General features: G+C 40.1%; 8 protein-coding genes. 6 read left to right on the top strand and 2 right to left on the bottom strand.

Features of this window, described 5'->3' with window-relative positions:
- Positions 1–14: 14 nt before the first annotated feature.
- From BP861_RS06850 to BP861_RS06825, 6 genes are all read left to right on the top strand, one after another.
- Positions 15–437, top strand: a complete 423-nt coding sequence (locus BP861_RS06850; RefSeq protein WP_292373815.1) for a DUF2149 domain-containing protein — start codon at positions 15–17, stop codon at positions 435–437.
- Positions 438–577: 140 nt separating this feature from the next.
- Positions 578–5,800: a cobaltochelatase subunit CobN gene (locus tag BP861_RS06845; RefSeq protein ID WP_292373812.1), complete on the top strand. Its 5,223-nt coding sequence runs from the start codon at positions 578–580 to the stop codon at positions 5,798–5,800.
- Between the two features lie 457 nt (positions 5,801–6,257).
- Positions 6,258–8,171, top strand: coding sequence for a right-handed parallel beta-helix repeat-containing protein (locus BP861_RS06840; protein ID WP_292373810.1), 1,914 nt, complete (start codon positions 6,258–6,260; stop codon positions 8,169–8,171).
- A 27-nt stretch (positions 8,172–8,198) separates the two neighbouring features.
- Complete coding sequence (locus BP861_RS06835; RefSeq protein WP_292373808.1) at positions 8,199–8,684, top strand: cobalamin B12-binding domain-containing protein; 486 nt, start codon at positions 8,199–8,201, stop codon at positions 8,682–8,684.
- 767 nt (positions 8,685–9,451) lie between these two features.
- Positions 9,452–9,706 (top strand): hypothetical protein, encoded by a 255-nt coding sequence (locus BP861_RS06830; protein WP_292373806.1) that lies wholly within the window; start codon positions 9,452–9,454, stop codon positions 9,704–9,706.
- Between the two features lie 779 nt (positions 9,707–10,485).
- The gene (locus BP861_RS06825; protein WP_292373804.1) at positions 10,486–14,796 is read left to right on the top strand and encodes a cobaltochelatase subunit CobN; all 4,311 of its coding nucleotides are present in this window, start codon (positions 10,486–10,488) and stop codon (positions 14,794–14,796) included.
- A gap of 157 nt (positions 14,797–14,953) precedes the next feature.
- Here BP861_RS06825 and tsaA read toward each other — a convergent pair whose 3' ends face one another.
- Together tsaA and BP861_RS06815 are read right to left on the bottom strand one after the other, a co-directional pair.
- Positions 14,954–15,388 (bottom strand): tRNA (N6-threonylcarbamoyladenosine(37)-N6)-methyltransferase TrmO, encoded by a 435-nt coding sequence (gene tsaA / locus BP861_RS06820; RefSeq protein WP_292373802.1) that lies wholly within the window; start codon positions 15,386–15,388, stop codon positions 14,954–14,956.
- Positions 15,381–15,974, bottom strand: coding sequence for an FmdE family protein (locus BP861_RS06815; protein ID WP_292373800.1), 594 nt, complete (start codon positions 15,972–15,974; stop codon positions 15,381–15,383). Before BP861_RS06815 ends, tsaA begins: the two co-directional genes overlap by 8 nt.
- Positions 15,975–17,109: the final 1,135 nt, after the last annotated feature.

Raw genomic sequence — 17,109 nt, 5'->3', positions numbered from 1 at the left:
ACGAGGAAGAAATCATGCCAAAATCCAGAAGGTACAGGCGTACAGGGCTTTTAAAAGACGAAGATGAGCAAAGCCCCATGGCCAATGTTGCCAATGTTTTTGATGTTGCAATGGTCTTCTCTGTGGCTCTGCTGGTTGCGCTTGTTATGTCTTATCATCTCCCTGAGCTTCTGAACTCTAGCGAGGATTTCACCATTGTTAAAAATCCGGGAGCTCAGGACATGAAGATAATCATCAAAGAAGAGGGGAAACCCATTGAAGTCATGAACATGACCGAAAATATCGGAGGGGGAACTGGTGAGGCTCTTGGAACTGCTTACAGGCTCGGCGACGGCAGGGTGATCTACGTGCCTGAGGATGCTGAGAGCAATACGTCCTCCTCTTCGACTACATCCGCTTCAACTAAAACAATTCCAGTTAAATCTACTTCAAATTAAATTTTTTTCGACAACTTACACAAGTTTAGTTGTTTTTACTTAAATTTATATTTAGTTCGACTCTAAAATTCCCAAAAATCCCCTCGCTATTCTTTCTTCTATTTGGAGAAACCGATGGCGATATTTAGCGAGCTGTATCTATGAAACAGAAATACAAAACTGAGAAAAAAATATTTTATGTGCTGTTATTGTTTTTAATATTTTCAGCACCTGTATCGGCAGAAGACAACGAGGTAAATATAACCTATGTCTCGCTTTCACAAAGTGATGCACTGGAGCTTGCCAGCCAGACAAATCAATATAGCGAGTCTATAAAGTACACCTGGATCTCTGCATTTAATGCCAGCACCTATGCTGCAAGCGATGAGTTGCTTGCTGCAGGTGAGAGTGGATTCTTCGAGACTCAAGACGTAGTTCTTTGTGATATGCTCTGGGAACCTGTATATACACCAATGAATGAAAGCTTCAAAGCAGCTTTCAGCAATGGAACTGCATTTCTGGCTATTCGCTCCTCAGATACACCTTCATATTTTGCTTATAATTCAACTGGTTCTATTGATGACTCTGTTTGCAATTACTACAACAATATGAGTACTGAAGGAGATGGTCTCAAGAATGCAGAAAATCTATTGACATACCTTGCAACAGAATATGGAGATCTTTCGGAGATCAGTGAGGATTCAAATAACACTAATGAAAGCTCAGGTAATGAGTCTTCTCTGGAGAATACTACTGATCTCATCATTGATTCTAACAGCACAAATGTAAACCTGGGCAACGAACTTCTTTTTATTCTTGGCTCGGAGGTCAATGAGCCTGCCCTTAGAAATGCTGCATCAAATCCCGGTATTTCATCGGAATTGAATATCACTATTTTTACAAAGAACGAGGCAGTTCCGGAAGGTTTTGATTTCTCTAAATATTCGATGATCTTTATCGAGTCGCAGGCCGAATCCGTAGTAGAAGGCTGGAAAACAGACATAGCTTCTGCCGAAGCAAAGGGCTCCAAGGTCATAGGTTACAACCTTTCATCCAACATTACCTTCCCTAATGTTGACCTGTATTCTGATAACTACACTGACATCGAAAGATACTGGGTGCAGGGTGGCGAAACGAACATGGAGAGCATGCTTAAATTAATGGGGCAGAAGTTCTCAGGTGTTTGGGAAGGAGAAACGATTACTGAGCCTATAATGTTACAGCCAAAGACCAAGATCACATACATTATCAATTCAGACTCCGGTGTTTCTTACCTCAAGCAGATACTTGCCGAAAGGAAAATCATCACTGACCTCTTCGATGTTAATGTTATGACAGGGCTCGAAGCTGTAAACACCACACTGAATGTTTCTGACAATGATGTAGTCATACTGTACATGGTCGGAGCAAATGAGTTTCCTCAAATCAAGGATGAACTTCTTGTAGCAAAGGGAAACGGTGCACAGATAGGAATGTTCGGCATGCTGACAGATCCATATGGCGTTGCAACCATAAACATGTCGGAAGCCCCTTACAGTGCAATGACGAATTATCTCTACAATGATGGCTATAAGAACATGGAGAACTGGATTCGTTGTATAGGGGCAACTCTTGAAGGCGTATATATCGAGTATGCTCCTGCAGAGGAACCGGAAGTCTCCGAGGACGGAATTTACCACCCGGATGCATTTCCGAGAATCTTTGAGAACAGTACAGAATATCTTGAGTGGTATGCTGGTCATGGATATAATCAATCTGCTCCTACAATAGGAATAATCGGAAACAAATTTGGCAATAGTTCTCTTGAATTCAATACAGGAAACGCCATAATCAGGGAACTTGAGTCCAGAGGATGTAATGTAATTTATACTTCCTACAAAGTATGCACGGATGATGTGGATTATTTCACCAGTAATGGGACAGTGCTTGTTGATTCTATCATTTCATTGAAAGGTTTCTATCTCAACTATGATGACCAGGAAAAAGGGATAGAGTATCTCGAAAGATATAATGTCCCTGTAATAAAAGGAATAGAAGATTACTACCAGACTCCTGATGAATATAATGAAAGCGTATCCGGGTTGAGTTCCAGCTCAATTGCCTATCAGGTTACTCAGCCTGAAATCGACGGACTTACAGACTATATATGGGTGGCCGGAAGAGTCCAGGACGAGGCTACTGGACAGTATTATTATGAGCCTCTGGATTCTCAGGTTGAATGGATCTGTGACAGAGCTATTTCTTGGGCAGAGCTCGGAAGAAAGGAGAATACAGATAAAAAAGTGACTATCCTGTACTATAACCATGACGGAGGCAAGAATAACATTGGGGCCAGTTATCTTGATATCGGTTCAAGCTTTACTCTGCTTCTGGAAGATCTGAAGTCAGCAGGGTATGATACCGGAAACAGTACCACTCCAAACGGCAGTGAATTCATAGACCTGTTCATTGAAAGCAGGAATGTTGGGACATGGGCACCCGGAGAACTTGAAAAAGTTGTTGAATCCGGACTTGTAACCCTCTTGCCTGAAGCTGAATACCTTGAATGGTACAGTACTCTGCCTGAAAGCGTCCGCACCGAGGTTGAAGGAACATGGGGAGAAGCCCCAGGAAACGTTATGATCTATGCGAACGAGAGTGGGAAGTATTTTGTAATTCCAACTATACAATTCGGGAATATCAACTTCGTACCCCAGCCAACAAGGGCAGGGCTCTCTGATGAGTCCCTCATATATCATAATTCCTCGATACCTCCAACGCACCAGTACCTTGCAACGTATTTCTGGATAAATAATGTATACAATGCGGATGCCATGATCCATTTCGGTACCCACGGTACGCAGGAATGGCTGCCTGGAAGGGAAGTCGGGCTGTGGAAATATGACTATCCGTCTATTATGGTGGACGAAACACCTGTGATCTACCCCTATATCATGGACAATGTTGGAGAAGGCACACAGGCTAAGCGCAGGGGAGATGCAGTCATTATCGACCACTTGACGCCCCCAATAGTTGAATCAGGTCTTTATGGAGATCTTGCTGCAATGGGAGATAAGATCGAGAGCTATCAGAAGGCTGCAAGTAATAATGATACTTCAATGATGTCACTCTATCGCAACAGCACGATAGAAATGTATGGCAATCTAAGCCTTGTGAATGATCTCAATATCTCAACTGATGAATTGAACGTGATGACTGACGATGAATTTGAGAATTTCCTTGACACCGTACTGCTTGATTATTTGGGTGATCTGGAATCCACACTAATGCCTTACGGACTCCATATCTTTGGTGTAGCCCCTGAAGGAGAAAAACTGGTGTCTATGGTGAAGTCCATGCTTGGAAACGATTTCACTGACCACATTTACAGTTTGATTTCCAATGGTAACGGAAGTGTGGGCTACTGGGAAAATGAGTCAGATTCAACTGCCTTTTTACTTTTGAATACTACTTTGCTCAATGGGACAAACGTATCAACTGCGCAGCTTGACATTCTTGGCGAAACAGATGAAAATATAACATCTGATCTTAATCTGGCACTTGAGTATGCTGAAAATCTTAACCAGACAACCCGTGAAATTAATCAGACACTCAGTGCACTCGATGCGGAGTACATAGAACCGGGCACAGGAAATGATCCTATCCGCAATCCCGGAGCATTGCCTACAGGGAAAAACTTCTACAGTTTTGACCAGAGAACGATTCCTGATGAAGAAACCGAAGAAATGGGAACTGTTCTCATAGATAACTGGCTTGATGGGTATTATGCAGAAAATGGTACATATCCAAATAAAGTAGCCTTTACCCTCTGGTCTGTTGAAACCATGCGTCATGAAGGGCTCATGGAAGCAGAAATATATGCTCTCATGGGTGTGAAACTGGAAAGATCTAGTGGAAGGATAACCGGATTTAGTGTGATCCCTCAGGAAAATATGACACATCCGAGAATTGACGTGTTGCTTGTGCCTTCAGGACTCTACCGTGACACTTTCCCGTATCAGATTGAATTGATGGACACGGCAGTACGCATGGTTGCGGAGCTCAATGAAACAAATGAGACAAACTATGTAAGGTGGAATTCCCTGAATATTGAAGATTCAATGCTGGAAAGCGGATATAATGAGAGTACGGCACATAACATCTCGATGTCCAGAATCTTTAGTGAAGCTCCGGGTACTTATGGGACTGGAGTGACTGAGGCTGTAGAGGCAAGTAACACGTGGGATAATGAATCTAAAGTTGCAGATCTATTCATTTCCAGAATGTCTAACATTTATGGTCTGGACGATTGGGGTACCAATTACGAAGATGTATTTAAAAAGAATCTGGAAAGTGTAGATACATCTATGCATAGTGATACATCAAACCTCTATGGACTCATAGACAATGATGATTACTATTCCTACTTCGGAGGACTTTCACTCGCTGTGAGGTCGCTGACAGGAGAAACTCCTGATATGTATATATCTGACCTGACAAGTGTGGATAACTCGGAAATAGTCACGCTGAATGAAGCTTTCAGGACAGAGCTGCGGTCAAGGTACCTTAATTCAAAGTGGATCTCAGGTATGATGGAGTTCGACTACGAAGGTGCCAGAGAGATGATGAAATTCACTGAATATATGTGGGGCTGGGATGCGACTACACCTGAACTTGTCACTGATTCAGACTGGAACCAGATAAATGATGTCTATGTAAATGACAAGTATAATCTTGGTCTGGACGAATACTTCAAGGAAAACCCATACCAATACCAGTCCATGACCGGAAGGATGCTTGAAACCTCAAGAAAAGGCTATTGGGATGCTTCTGACGAGGTCATCCAGAATCTGGTTAAAGAATATGCGGAATCTGTGGTCGAAAGTGGGGTCACTTGCTGTCACCACACCTGTGGAAATGCCCTTCTTGATGAATATGTCCAGGGTGTAATGTCCGTTCCAGGTGTTGTTGATCAGGCAACTGCAGACGAATATAAGAAATTGATGAAGGAAGCAACTGAATCTTCCCAGCAGCAATTCGGTGAGAGCAGCAGCAGTAGCAGCAGTCATCATGATCATGATACTGGAAAAGCTACTGTAGTTTCAAGAGATAGTACACCCAGCAACCAGACTTCAAGTGCCGGAGAATCGGCTAATAATCAGACAGTTCCGAATTCCGATGCAGGGTATGGTACTGATTCTCCAGAACCTGCTCCTGAAGCCAGGCAGACTTCTCAAACTTCTGATTCCGATTATGTTGAAGGCTATGAGATGCAGAAAGAAAGTCCTGTAAAGGAAGAAGAAAGCGGAGGTATGTCTTTTTCTGGTGCTGATATTTTCGGAGTTCTCTTCGTGGTAGCAGCAGTTGGCGGAATATATCTGGGATTCAGGAAAAAGAGGATGTAAATTAGATTCGAAAAGGGGTTAAGCCCCTTTTCAAATTTCATCTGAAAAAAGGACTTTATTTTTGATCTATCAACTTAATGTATTAATTTTTTGTTCATGTTTAATCCTTTGCTTCTTCATCCTTTTCTTCAATTTTTTCATGTAGGGCTTAAGGGTGTGCCAGTGCAACTTTGGCAATAGTAGGAACTTATATGGTGGGATAACGTTTGTTACCCAAATAATCAGATATAAATAATAATATTCTAATTTTTTTAAATACTCCAATTAGTCCATTAAATATCATCTTTTGGGATTAGCTGGGTGCAGACTGTGAGAAATTGCTCGGCGAATAGACTTTTATTGTTTACTCTTGGAGTTTGCAAACCTCACACGCGCCGAGTAGAAAGTTTCTCCCAGCTTCCTTCTAGAACTCATAAGCGAAAACTAAACTTGGATTTATCTATCGGGAGATGATAACTTGAAATGGAAGAGAATACTCGTATTAACTGTCGTTTTTGTACTGTTTATCCTGATCTCAAACTCCGCATCCGCAGCTACTCTTTATGTAAAGGAAGGAGGAGGTACAGGTGAATATGGAAACCTGCAGGAAGCCATAAATGCCGCTTCTGAAGGTGATGTTATCCTTGTCAAGGAAGGAAGATATAGTGAAAATGTACTTGTAAATAAATCGCTGGATATAATCGCCAAGAACCCATACCCTAATAAAACCGTTATCACTGCTCTGGACCCTGAGCATCCTGTGTTCCATGTGGTTTCTGATTCCGTAAATATCAGTGGATTTACTTTGAAAGGAGCAGCTTCAGCATATGGAATTTATCTGGACGGAGTTTCAGAAAACAATATCAGCAACAACCATTTTTCTGGAAACTGGAGAAGTATTGTACTGAGAGATTCACATCAGAACTCTCTGGAAAACAACTGCTTATCTAACAGTGACAATGGAATCTGGCTTGAAAGTTCAGGACAAAACTCAATAAAAGACAACAAAGCAGATTCTAACCATCATTACGGTTTCTATTTGAATGCGTCCGAAAACAATACCCTTCAAAATAATTGCGCTTTTAAAGGAGCAATTGGCATCTACATGGAAAACTCTTCCAGCTGTCGTATTCTTGACTCGGAAACATCAAACAACTTTTACGGGATCTACCTTATCGACTCTGGAGAAAGCCTGCTCGAAAACAACACCGCAAACTCAAATGAGATGTATGGTATATATTTAGGAAACTCGAATGGAAGCACTCTGGAAGGAAATATTGCAAATTCAAACAAGTGGGGGATTTATCTCGACTCAAGTTTTAACGTGCTTAAAAATAACACAATGTCTTGCAACAGCAGGAACTTCGGAGCTTATACCTACCACTATACTGGAGAGATGAATAACACAATCGACACCAGCAACACCGTGGATGGTAAATCAATATACTATCTTGTAGGGGTTTCGAACCAGACTCTTGATTCCGACTGGGATGCAGGAGTTGTCTACTGCATTAACTGTGAAAACATAACTATCAAAGACCTATTCCTTGAAAACAGCACTTTTGGGATTTTCCTATATAATACTCAAAACTCGCTTCTTGAAGAAAACAATATCTTGAACAGCGAACATGGAATTTACCTTGGAAATTGTTCTCTTACAACTCTTAGGAATAATGATGTCAATTCAAGTGAAGGGGACGCCTTCATTTTAAGTAGCTGCAGAAACTGCCTTGTAGAAAATAACAATGCTTCGAACAATATGGCGGGTATATGGCTCTGTGATTCCAGCAAAAACAATGTCCTGAAAGAAAATACAGTTACTTCAAGTAGCTGGTGCTCTATAGATCTTGGAGATATAAGCTGCAACAACACTCTTGAAGGAAATACTCTTTCCGGGGCTTATGAAGGAATCTACCTTTACGGGACCAGTGAAGAAAATATTTTGAACAATAACACTATCACAGCCAGTTTTTATGGATTATTTACGGAAGGTTGTGGCAACAATACTATCTCAGGGAATAGAATTTCAGAAAATGATGTTGGAATATCTTTTAACTTGAACTGGACAGATGGGGCAAATTCGAATTACAACACCGTCTACAACAACTATCTGAATAACAGTAAAAACGTCGAAGACTACGGAAAAAACACCTGGAACATCTCGAAAGCAGAAGGTGAGAACATCGTTGGAGGACCTTACCTGGGTGGAAACTTCTGGGCTTCTCCGAAAGGAGATGGGTTTTCAGAGACTGCTTCGGATGAAGATGGAGATATGATTGCAGACCTTTCATATGACGTAACGGAAACAAACTATGACTATCTTCTCCTTGTGTTCGAGAAGCCGGTAGAAAAAACCAAAACGGACGGAAATAAGTGCAATAAGACCGAGTAAGCCTGGAGAAGAAAGGAGAGACAAAATATGTACGGAAAAAATTTGAATTTATTAGCTCTGTTAATCCTGGGCATAGTTATTTCACAATTAATCTTCCCGATGTCAGTAGGAGCTTGTTGCGAGCAGGAAAATGAGAGTATGGGAACAGTAATAATCGCTACTGTTGAAGGAGATTCTCACACTTTTGGGAAGGATAGCATTGCGGCTGCACTTGAGGAGGAAGGTTTTGAAGTAATTAATCTTGGAAATGGTATTTCGGCTGAAAGTTTTGCTGCAAATGCAAAAGAAAAGAAAGCCGATTTTGTATTCAGTTCAGCCTCCATGAGTACCACCATGGTCCACCAGATCCAGATTGAAGAGCAGCTCAAAGCTACTGGTATCAGGGATAAAGTTATAACAGGTGTAGGAGGATCGCTGGTAACTCAGGCCTGGGCTGACCAGATAGAAGCTGACATTTATACTTCAGGCCCTGCAGACGCGATGTCCAAAGCAAATCGTCTCACTGAAAAGTAACAATAATGTTCTAAAAAATCATATTAAAGTCAATGAAAGTACCAGTTTCAAAAACTATTATAGATAAATTCCTGTTTTAAATCTCTATTTGAAATGCGGCGTATTAAATCACCGTACTTTTTCTTTTTATCTGATTCTGAACCTAATTTTTTGTAAATTCAGTTTATTATTGTTTTTTTGAATTAACATACTTATATCGTTTTTAATTTCGTAAAGATGCTCTAAAATTCTCTTTTTACCCGAATAGCTAATAATTGTGAGTCAAAAACCTCTATTTATGTATTTTATCCCCTAATGCTCCAACGTTGAATATCTCAAAACAGAATCTTCTGCCCATTTTTTTAAAATTTTCTGGAGTGAATTAAAGTCAGAACCGAAAGCTTCCACTTCTTCTTTTAAAATTTGAAATCTGTTTCTGTACAAGTTCCGATATTAGAAAATTTCAAATTAAAATCGTATTGTGAACCCAACAACTTGATTATTTTCCTCTGGGTTGCCTGGGTTCATGATATTTGTCTGGGGATAAGATGCGTACGGCACAAAGTAGGTTACTGGTTTTACGTGCGTCGGTTCTTTTACTGCTAGCACGGAATGTATCGGCTGTTGAAAACAGGGTAAATAACTATAATTTTTTTCTGTAAGGCTCCAGGATTTACGGTACAAGAGATCAATCCTCAGCAATTAAAGAAAAGTAATTTAGAAACATTTCTTCGTTGGATTAATACATACTTACAGCTGGAAGTTAAGGTATCGAAATCGCCTTTTTGGTGCTTGAGATAATTGACCATAAAAACACGACAAAAAGGGAAAAATTGAATGGTTATTTAAAGGCAAATCACTCCCGGGAGACTGCAGTTTTAAGGAGCTATAAAATGGCAAATTACTTCTTGAAGACTGCAGATTTAGAGAGATTTAAAATAGCAAATTACTCCCGGAGTACTGCAGTTTTAGGGAGCTATAAAATGGCAAATTACTCCTGGAAAACTACAGATTTACGGAGATTTAAATGGCGCTTTATATGATAAATCAAGTAAATTTGATTTATCTATATATAAAATTACTTCTGAATATATAAATATTTCGTAGTCTTGGGGCTTTACTTATAAAATAAGGATAATAATAACACAAGTTAATATGAAAAACTTTATTATATAAAAATATTACTATATATCAGTTAATAAAAATATAATTAGAAATTGATACGCAATTTCATTTGTTGCAAAATTATTCAATATATCGAATTTTAATAATTTTTAAAGAATCTCGTTGGTTTGTGGACGAAAGAATAATGGCTCTTCGCTATTTCGAGTGGATGATTTATAGTAACGTTCTAAATTTGATCTAACACATATAATATTTGAAAAGATTCCCGTGGAAATCACATTCAAAATTGAGGATTATCTATTTTGTGTAGTTACGTCTCAACTGAAAAATTATCTTCAACTCCTACAAAACAGCGAGGAATCATAATATATTACGTAAAAACGCAATCTTTTCCATTTTTACCCAAGTAGCTAACAATTATAAGCCAAAAACCTTGTTTTATGTATTTTATTCCCCAATGCTCCTGATATTGAATCTATCATACAGAGTGGCTATTTATTAGTTTTTTGGAAGTTATGGATTTTAACCGCATGTTAGAATCAAGAGCACCCGAGTCCATTTTTGATATTTAATAGCTGTTTCTGTATCATTTCTAAGATTCACAGCCTTTGATAATAAAATCATTCTGTGGGCCAGGCGTTCTGGTGATTTTTCTCCCGGGGTGTCCAAAGGTTCATGATAAATATCTGGGGATAAAATGCGTACAGCACAATACAGGTTTTTGGTTTTATGTGCAGTAGTCCTTCTACTGCTAGCACAGAACGTATCGGCTGGTGAAAATCAGGTAAATATTACTATTATCTGTTATGACGGAAGCGCCCTTGCTGCGGCAGAGCAGTCCAATCCATACAATGCAAGTATAAATGTAACCTATATTTCTGGATATTCTGACTTTAGCAATGTCACCTTTGAAAACCAGGACGTGATATTTTCCTACATGCTCTGGTCGCAGTTCAAAGATATCGGAGACGACCTTGAGAGTGCTCATGAAAATGGGACTGCACTCATAGATATTACATCTATGATTGATCCGATATATATCAACACTTCAAGTTATGATAAAATTTTTGCCGGTACTAGCCCATATAATTCTACCGAAGAGAAATTCCTCTACAATATGGGTTCCAGAGGGGTTCTGAAGAAAAACGCTGAAAACTTCCTTATCTATCTCGCAAAAAATTACGGAGATAAACCTGAACTTACGAGCAGCTGGATTTACGAGGATCCAATTGAGTTTCCCGAAGCCGGGATTTACCATCCGGATGCCCGTTCTTCTACAAACGAATCTCAGCCCGACTGGTTTGAAAATACCACTGATTACCTTGAATGGTACTCTAATGCAACTGAGCCACGACATGCTTATGATAAGAGCAAACCCACTATAGGGATCTGGTTCCATGCTTCCGATTATACCGGTGACAACCTTGAAGTCATAGATGCTCTTATCCGTGATCTGGAAGGAAAGGGCTGCAACGTAATTGCAGGTTTTGATATTTTCAATGACATCCACAAGTTTTACTTTGACGAAAACGGAGAACCTCTTGTCCAGTGCGTGATTTCTCTTAAGAGTTTCCGCTTGAATTACGAAGATCCTGATAAAGGTGTACAGGAGCTTGAAGACCTTAACGTTCCTGTGCTTACGGGACTGGTTGTTACAAACCCTGCTAATTCTACCGACATAGCTGACGGTAATAGAGGTATCCCCAGTGAAGAGGTTGTATACAAGACTCTGCTCCCGAGCATTGATGGAATTTTTGAGTATATTGTGATTGGAATTGATAATTACGATTCCGAAACCGGTGAAAGCAACTATGAACCTCTCCCCTCCCAGATTGACTGGATGGCAAATAGGTCGATTAACTGGGCAGAACTGAAATTCAAGGATAACGAGGAGAAGAAAGTAGCTGTCATCTATTACAATTACCCTTCGGGAAAGGACAATATAGTGGCAAATTATCTCAATTCCACCCAGAGTATGTTTGAACTCCTTAACGCCATGAACGAAAGCGGGTATGAGGTCTCTGGAATTCCTGATAACAGCAGTACCCTCCTGGAGATGCTTCAGGCTCAGGGTATCAATGTCGGCTCCTGGGCTCCGGGAGTCCTGAATGGAATGGTTGAAAATCGGACTGAATGGGGGCTGCAGCTCATACCAATGGAGACCTACAGAGAATGGTTTGAGTCTGAAATTCCGGAAAACCTGAGAGCCAATGTAACAGCTGAATGGGGAGAGCCCTGGTCTGAAGATCTGCCTCAAGATAAGAGCGTTATGATCTATGAGAACGAAACCGGAATATATACTGTAATTCCTACGGTGCGTTTCGGGAATGTCTGGCTCATGCCTCAGCCTGCCAGAGGAACAGGACAAAATAATGACACCCTTTATCACAGCAGCGTTGTACCTCCCACACACCAGTACATAGCTTTCTATCTCTGGCTAAACCACGAATTCAAGCCTGACGCACTTATTCATATGGGTACTCACGGTACGCACGAGTGGCTTCCGGGTTCTACTTACGGTATGAACCGGACTTCAGACTGGTCTCCTCTCTTGTTGCAGGACATTCCAAACATCTATCCCTATATCGTTGCCAATATAGGAGAAGGAATAACTGCGGAGTACAGAGGCAATGCTCTGATTATTGACCATCTGACTCCAACCCTTGAACGCAGTGGGCTTTATGGAGATTTGCTAAACCTTTCGACTGATGTGGAGGAGTATTATGACCCTGGTATTTCTTCTCAGACAAGGACAGGATACCAGAAGGCCATAGTAAATGAGATAACAGCACTCAACCTGAGTGTTGATCTGGGAATAGATAACGTAACCGCTCTTCAAGATTACAATGAAACAGAGTTTGGGAATTTCGTTAAAAACACTCTTCATGAATATCTGGAAGACGTAGGAAATGAAAATATCCCATACGGTATGCATATTCTCAGCCATGTTCCTACGACGAATATGACAGATCCTGAAAGTGATGAACTTACCGGAATGGTAAGGTCTATGCTTGGAGGAAGCTTTGAGGATAATGTCACTGCTGCCTTCTACCCTGGGTCTGTTTACCCTCTTGGAATTCCGTTGAACGATACAAGAGTTACCAGACTTGTCTGGGAGGTCGTAACCAATAATACGAGCGTTTCTAAGGCACAGACTGTGGTTTATGGGAAAACTAACAGTACAGTTACACTTGATCTTGAACAAGGGTTGGAATACAAGGACAGGCTTCTTGACTGCGATGTGGAGATTGACAGAATTCTTTCAGCCCTAAACGGAGGCTTTATCCCACCAGGCTCAGGGCTTGATCCCATTATGAATCCGGATGCAGTACCTACAGGGCGCAACTATTACAGTATAAATTCAAAGCTCTATCCTTCAAAGGCAACATGGGAAGTAGGAAAATCTCTTGCAATCCAGATGCTTGAGGACTATTACAATGAACACGGGGAATATCCTAAAAAAATTTCATTCTCAAGGTTTGGGGTGGAGTTTATTGCAGACCGTGGGACTCTGGAAGCCGAAGTGCTTTACCTACTTGGAGTACAGCCTGTCTGGGATGAGTATGGGTATGTGACCGGAGTTGAGGCTATACCTGAAGAGGAACTATTGCCAAACTATGATACTTCAAAATCTGGGAGGCCACGTATTGATATCGTCTACTCAACCGCAGGAATAAGAGATGCTTTCCCGGATAAGATCAAAATGGTAGACAGCGCTGTGAAACTTGCAAGTTCTCTTCCTGGCGTGAACTATCCCAACTACGTTAACCAAAGCTCCCTTACACTCTATGATTCTCTGCTTGCTGAAGGGTACGACAACGAGACTGCAACAAAACTCTCCACAATGCGCTGTTTTGCGGTAATGGACGGTACTTATGATATAGGCGTCTCAGATGCAGTCAGTGCAAGCGGGACATGGGAAAATGAAGAAGCTATTGCAAATGTATACCTGGACAAAATGGGATATGCTTATGGAGAAGATTTCTGGGGCATACAGTGCAGAGACCTCTTGGAGGGTAACCTGAAAAGCGTTGAAGCGTCAGTGCATTCTTCCTCTTCAAACCTTTACGATTCTCTTGATAATGATGACTTTTTCCAGTACTTTGGTGGCATGAATTTAGCTACAAGGTACGTAAAAGGTGACGGAACTACTCCAGAAATGTATGTTTCGGATACCAGTAACCCTGACGAGGCTCAAATGATTGGGATGCAGGAATACCTTAGCAGGGACCTGAGATCCAGATATTTTAATGACAAGTGGATCGAAGGAATGCAGAACTCCGGATACTCAGGCGGCAGCATGATGTCCGATTTTGTGAACAACCTTTTCGGCTGGGAGGTAAGTGATTCTGACCTTGTGGATGATACTGTCTGGCAAGAGGTGTATGAAACATATGTAAATGATCCTTCTATGAAAGAGTGGTTCAAGCAGAATAATCCTAATGCTTACCAATCTGTAACAGCGAGAATGCTTGAAGCGGTCAGGCACGATTACTGGACACCCTCAGAGGATGTTATCGAAAGCCTTGCAAAGGAATATGAGGAGTCTGTAGCTGAGAATGGGGTTTCATGCTGTCACCATACATGTGGAAATCTCCTGCTTCATGAGTTCGTGAGTGGAACGGTATCTGTTCCGGGCTACTCCGAGAAAATAGAAGCTGCAACTAAGACCAAAACTCTGGAGACCACAGAAAAGACCCAGAGCAGTAGTAGTGATAGTCATCATGATCATAATACTGGAAATGCTACCGTAGTACCAAAAACCAGCTCATCCAGCAACCAGACATCTCAGGATTCAAATGGAGGATATGGTACAGATACTTCCGAACCTGATCCTGGAACTCAGAAATCCTTAGATACTGATTATGTTGAGGGGTATGAAATGCAGAGAGATTCTTCCGAAGAACCTGATAATAGTGGTTTTTCATTTTCGGGCTCTGATATTTTCGGGATTTTCTTTGTGGTGGTAGCCGCCGGTGGAATTTATATAGGCATGAGGAAAAAATAACCAGAAAAATGTAACCAAGTAACCAGAAAAATGTAACCAAATAAATAAAAAAGTAAATAAAATTCGAAAAGGGTTAAACCCTTTTTCTTTTTTCTTAAAAAGTGACTTTTTATTTTTTAATTTTTGATATCGATTTCGGCACTAGTTTTATTCTTTTTCAGTCTTTTGTTTCCTCATCCTTTTCTTCAGTCTCTTTTATGTAAGGCTTAATATCCAGTACGGGTGTCCCATTGATCGCATCAAGCCCCTTTACATGGAGCACATTGCCATCCACTCTCAAAAGCTCTACAATAGTAAGCCCTATTCCATTAGGGCGGAATGGGCTTCGGCTGGCAAAGACTCCTGAATCCTTCCCGTCATAACGTCGGCGGCTGACAAGTTTATATCCTTCCGATCGGCTAAAGTAAAATAGGATGTACAGTTTTTCAAAGTCCTCGATTCTATAAAGCCCGTCTGTAAATTCTTTTTTGAGAACTATCTTTGAGACTTTATTGTATACCTCTTCATTGTATACCGGCTCAAGGTAGTTATTTTCAACGTAGCCTACAGGAATCATTTCAATTTTTTCGGAAACCTCAGAAATTTCATTCATTTTTTGCCTCAAAACATGGAATGCAAACGACTTGTCCATTTTTCATCCTGCCGAGAGGTTCCATAAACCCTTCGCCGCACTTGCTGCAGATCAGGGTGGGATAAACTATGGCTTTTTCCGGCGGCTCGGCTTCAACTTCCCTTACCCAGAAAAGCTCTTCTTCGGGCATTTCCAGAACTCTCTGGCTTTTTGCCTCGTGCGAGGCCCGAAACTCTTCTGCCTCTTCAGGGCTTGCAGTGCCTACCCTCAATTTCGCGAAGAGGGCGGTATGCTTTTCATCCACAGGGAGAGCATCGGGCTTCAGGGAAATCCTCAGGGCTTTATTATCACCTCTTTTGAAATATGTGTAAACGTGTTTCCCATGTTCCTTGAAAATAAGGTTTCCTTTCCCACAGGTGCACCCGTTTATTGCCTGAATAGCATCCACGGCACATGATCGGTTTTCTACGATTGCGACCAGCTCTTCATCTTTGCTGCGGTCTTTGAAGTGGGTGGCGGCAAGTGATGCTACCCTGTAGCCAATGGAAAGTCCGGGGCAGACATGTCCATGAAACTGTACTGCAGTATCGAAATTCAAGTTTTTCACTCCTAGTTTTTTAATTCTTATTTCTAATTTTTCCGTCAGATTTTCATGTTAGAAATGAGTACATTTGATGATTAATTTCCATATTTCCTGGCTATTATTTATAGATTTTTTATTCGATTTATGTTACAAAAAAGATATCTCGTAATAAATAGGCTTGCTTTCTAGATTTGAAGGATTGAAATGCTCCTTCTACTTTCTCATCTTTTTAAACCTGCCTTCTTGAATCGCAAAAGGACTTAACTTGGGTTTAAAAATTTACATTTGCTAAAAACTGATGGAAAAGTGCAGATCGGGTTTGAGGTTATTTAGTGAAGAGATTTATGAACTGATTCCGTTCACTTTATATACTATTAATTTCGAGTATTCCACTTTATCCTGATATTATTTTAATAAAAATGATCTAAAATTAAAACACTACTCTATGTGAAGTACTTCAAAAAACACTACTCTATGTAAAGTACTTCAAAAACGATTTATAATTGGGAGCCTTGTTTGCCACCTCTGATTGGCTCCCAATCGCGTGATTCAACCCCTACGATTAAGAGAAAAACCCCTTAACTCTTAATCGTTGACTTTCTCTTTATGTTATAGAGGTATATAACCTATACGACTTTGAAATTTTTGCTACATTAAATTATTTAGCCGCTTCAAAATTGGATCTTTTTGACTAAATATCCCCTTGAACTTCTATACTTATTTTTATGTTTAGCTTCAACAAAAACCGTTAAAACGACTTTAAATGCAAAAAAACATTTTTAATTGATTATTTTATTAATAAATTATATTTACTGACTATAAATAGCACTCCAGCATTAGATGAATACGACATTCGCTGGTAATTACTAATTAATAATTTATATATTTCTAAAATTAACATTCAATCTAATATTTCTCTACTTATTGCATAAAACTATAAATAATAGTTATGTATTGAAAATTAATTAATGGTTTTGTACTTGATTATAGGAATATAAACTTGTTTAACCAGGTTTAGTGAATAATTAGTACATTAAATTCATTTTAAAGGTCCTTGCACGAATTGTTTTTCAAAATGGGCTTTATTTTTTGAAGAATTCTCTAAAGAAAGATTCTTCAGAAAAGTTGTAAATCTCGCTTTTATAAATTTAAACTCTTT

This window comes from Methanosarcina sp. UBA411 (assembly GCF_002495725.1).
GTDB lineage: Archaea > Halobacteriota > Methanosarcinia > Methanosarcinales > Methanosarcinaceae > Methanosarcina.
Note: the sequence above shows the minus strand (reverse complement) of the source record. Positions and strands in the feature narration are given on the sequence as shown.